The organism is Azospirillum sp. B506, assembly GCF_000333595.1.
Lineage (GTDB): Bacteria > Pseudomonadota > Alphaproteobacteria > Azospirillales > Azospirillaceae > Azospirillum.
Window position 1 is genome coordinate 1 of record NZ_BADK01000688.1, and the last position, 3,833, is coordinate 3,833.

The following is a 3,833-nucleotide window of genomic DNA, read 5'->3' on the forward strand; positions in this document are numbered from 1 at the left end:
GCCGATGCGGAGACTTCGCTGCGCAAGGCGCTGTCGCTGGGGGCCGACGATGCGGTTCTGCTGACCGACCGCAAGTTCGCCGGTTCGGACACGCTGGCGACCTCCTATGCCCTGACCTCCGCCATCCAGAAGCTGGCGGAGGAGGAACCGGTCGACATCGTCTTCTGCGGCAAGCAGACGGTGGACGGCGACACCGCCCAGGTCGGTCCCGGCATCGCCACCCGTCTCGGTTTCGAGCAGCTGACCTACATCACGAAGATCGAGGACCTGAACATCGCGTCCAAGGAAATCGTGGTTCAGCGCCGCTCCGAAGGCGGCGTGCAGGTGCTGAAGACCAAGCTGCCCTGCATGATCACCATGCTGGAGGGCACCAACACCATCCGTTTCGGCAAGATGGACGATTTGTTCCGCGCCGCCCGCTACGAGCTGAAGACCTGGAGCCGCGACTTCACCGGTGCCGAGGAGGGCCGTGTCGGTCTGAAGGGATCGCCGACCGTGGTGTCGAAGGTGTTCGTGCCGAAGCCGCGTGCCGAGAAGGCCAAGATGATCGAGGCCGCATCCGATACCCCCGACGCGATGGCGGCCGCCGCCATCGACGCCATCTTCGCCGCCCAGCCCAAGCTGGCCGGCGACCTGCTCGCCCGCGCCGCGGCCGGGCTCTGACGATTTACCCGCGGGAGACCCGACGATGAGCGAACCGAGCAAGCCCCAGGGCCGCAAGTTCCAGCTTCCCGAACACCTGAAGGTTTACAAGAACGTCTGGGTGATCGTGGAGCAGGAGCGCGGCATCGTCCATTCCGTGTCGCTGGAGCTGCTGGGCGAAGCCCGCAAGCTGGCCGACAAGCTGGGGGTGGAGGTCGGTGCCGTGGTGCTGGGCGCCGAAAGCCCCGACCTGAACCGCATCTGCGGCGACGCCATCAGCTATGGCGCCGACATCGTCTACAAGGTGACCGATCCGGCGCTGGCCGACTACCGCACCGATCCCTATTGCCGCGTCATGACCGACGTCGTGAACAGCCACAAGCCGGAGATCGTGTTGCTGGGCGCCACCACGCTGGGCCGCGATCTGGCCGGCGCCATCGCCACCACGCTGGCGACCGGCCTGACCGCCGACTGCACCGAGCTGGACATCTACGCCGACAACCGTTCGCTGGCCGCCACCCGGCCGACCTTCGGCGGCACGCTGCTCTGCACCATCCAGACGCTGGCCTACCGGCCGCAGATGGCCACCGTCCGCCCGCGCGTCATGGCGATGCCGGAGCGCGACGATGCCCGCACCGGCCGCGTCATCGAAATCCAGCCGGACCTGCGCGAAGAGGACATCGTCACCAAGGTCCTGAACTTCATCGCCGACCGTGAGCAGAACGAGGCGCAACTGGCCTTCGCCGACATCATCGTGTCGGCCGGCAAGGGGCTGGGCAAGGTCGAGAACATGAAGCTGGTCTTCGACCTTGCCAAGGTCCTGGGCGCCGAGGTCGGGGTCACCCGTCCGCTGGTCCAGGCCGGCTGGGCCACCAACGACCGTCAGGTCGGGCAGACCGGCAAGACGGTGCGGCCGAAGCTCTACATCGCCGCCGGCATCTCCGGCGCCATCCAGCATCGGGTCGGCATGGAGAAGTCGGACCTGATCCTGGCGATCAACACCGATCCGAACGCGACGATCTTCGACTTCGCCCATCTCGGGCTGGTCGGCGACGCGCTGAAGATCCTGCCGGCGCTGACCGATGCCTTCGGCCGCCGCCTGTCCGTCAACCGCATGGCCGGCTGACCGCCGGACGAGAAAGGAGCCTGTCGACATGGTCGAAAAGTTCGACGCCATCGTCATCGGTGCCGGCCCGTCCGGCAACGCCGCGACCTACACGCTGGCCAAGCAGGGGCTGAAGGTGCTCCAGCTGGAACGCGGCGAATATCCCGGCGCCAAGAACGTCCAGGGCGGCATCATGTATTCGCATGAGCTGGAGAAGATCATCCCGGATTTCCGGGAAGATTGCCCGACCGAGCGCCACATCATCGAACAGCGCGTCTGGCTGCTGGGCGAAGACAGCTATGTCGGCACCAATTACCGCTCGGAATCCTTCAATTCCGACAAGCCGAACCGCTACACCATCATCCGCGCCAACATCGACAAATGGTGGGGCGAGCAGATCCGCAAGGTCGGCGGCCTGCAGATCTGCGAGACGACGGTGACGGAGCTGATCCGCGATCCGTCCGGCAAGGTGATCGGCGTGCGCACCGACCGCGAGGGCGGCGAGATCCATGCCGACGTCGTCATCATGGCCGACGGCGTCAACGCCCTGCTCGCCAAGCGTGCCGGGCTTCAGGATGAGGCGGCGCCGGAGAATGTGGCACTGGCGGTCAAGGAAATCCTCTTCATCGATCCGGAGCTGATCCAGCAGCGCTTCGGCATCAAGGAGGACGAAGGCGTCGTCATCGAGATCATGGGCAAGGTGACCAAGGGGATGGTCGGCACCGCCTTCCTCTACACCAACAAGGAATCGCTGACGATCGGCATCGGCTGCCTGATCTCCGACTTCAAGAACGGCTCCTGCCCGCCCTACAGGATGCTGGAGGATCTGAAGAACCACCCCGTCATCAAGCCGCTGATCGAAGGGGCTGAGATGAAGGAATATGCCGCCCATATGATCCCGGAAGGCGGTTACAAGGCGGTTCCGCAGCTCTATGGCGACGGCTGGATGGTGGTCGGCGACGCCGCCCACTTCAACAACGCCGCCCATCGCGAGGGCTCCAACCTCGCCATGGCGTCGGGCCGGATGGCGGCGGAGACGGTGATCGAGCTGAAGGCCGCCGGCAAGGGCTATACCGCGTCGAACCTCGCCGCCTACAAGAAGAAGCTGGATGACAGCTTCATCATGAAGGATTTGAAGAAGTACCGCGAGCTGCCCGGCATCATGCACGGCAACAAGCAGTTCTTCGGCGCCTATCCCGATGAAATCACCGCGGCGGCCCACAACTGGTTCACCGTCGACAGTGTCGACAAGAAGACCAAGGAAAAGCAGATCATGAAGTCCTTCATCAAGCGTCGCTCGGTGATGGGACTGGTCGGTGACGCAATCAAGCTGGTGAGGGCCGTGCGATGAGCATCATGGTGAAGGTCGAAGAGAAGCTCTATCAGAACCGTTACATCGTCGATGAAAGCCGGCCGCACATCCAGATCAAGAGCGTGGAGGCCTGCCAGACCTGCGAGAAGCAGGCTTGCACCTTCTGCTGCCCGGCCGCCTGCTACAGCAAGAACGAGACCGGCGGTGTGACCCTGGTGACCGACGGCTGCCTGGAATGCGGCACCTGCCGCGTCGTCTGCCAGGACAAGGGCAACATCGCCTGGGACTATCCGCGTGGCGGCTACGGCATCAGCTACAAGTTCGGCTGATCCGGCCCTTTGCAGTCTTCCCCCGGAACTGGATGGCCTCCGTGCGGCGACGCGCGGGGGCCGGCTTTTTTGCGGGTGGGGGTATTCAGCCGCGCCCCGTCAACAGCTCCACCGCATGGCCCAGCGCCCGCTGGAGTTCCGCCGGGAAATAGGGCTTGCGGATGAAGCCGAAGGGCTCGCATTCGGCGGCGCGGTGGCGGGTCTCCGGATCGCCGAAGGCGGAGGTGAAGATGCAGCGGATGCCCGTCCGCTGACGGATTACCGCCGCGGCCTCGATCCCGTCGCGCGGCCCCAGCAGGCGGATGTCCATCATCACGATGTCCGGATGCAGACGCTCGGCCGCGGCGATCGCAGCATCGGCATTGTCCTCGATCCCGACCACGGCGAATCCGAGCATGCCCAAGACTTCTTCCAGAGCCATGGCGGCCAGACTCTCATCTCGACG

Annotated in this window: 5 protein-coding genes; 4 read left to right on the forward strand and 1 reads right to left on the reverse strand. The window is 64.9% G+C overall.

Features of this window, described 5'->3' with window-relative positions; all coding sequences use genetic code 11:
• The 4 genes from I71_RS20610 to I71_RS20625 all read left to right on the forward strand — a co-directional run.
• The coding region (locus I71_RS20610) for an electron transfer flavoprotein subunit beta/FixA family protein (protein ID WP_042697351.1) at positions 1–663 on the forward strand (663 nt) is incomplete at its 5' end.
• A gap of 25 nt (positions 664–688) precedes the next feature.
• Positions 689–1,768: an electron transfer flavoprotein subunit alpha/FixB family protein gene (locus I71_RS20615; RefSeq protein ID WP_042697353.1), complete on the forward strand. Its 1,080-nt coding sequence runs from the start codon at positions 689–691 to the stop codon at positions 1,766–1,768.
• 28 nt (positions 1,769–1,796) lie between these two features.
• Positions 1,797–3,098, forward strand: a complete 1,302-nt coding sequence (locus I71_RS20620; RefSeq protein WP_042697355.1) for an FAD-dependent monooxygenase — start codon at positions 1,797–1,799, stop codon at positions 3,096–3,098.
• Positions 3,095–3,388 (forward strand): ferredoxin family protein, encoded by a 294-nt coding sequence (locus I71_RS20625; protein ID WP_083897287.1) that lies wholly within the window; start codon positions 3,095–3,097, stop codon positions 3,386–3,388. Before I71_RS20620 ends, I71_RS20625 begins: the two co-directional genes overlap by 4 nt.
• 85 nt (positions 3,389–3,473) lie before the next feature.
• Here the strand turns inward: I71_RS20625 and I71_RS20630 are convergent.
• On the reverse strand, positions 3,474–3,833 hold a 360-nt coding region (locus tag I71_RS20630; RefSeq protein WP_042697358.1), incomplete at its 5' end, for a response regulator.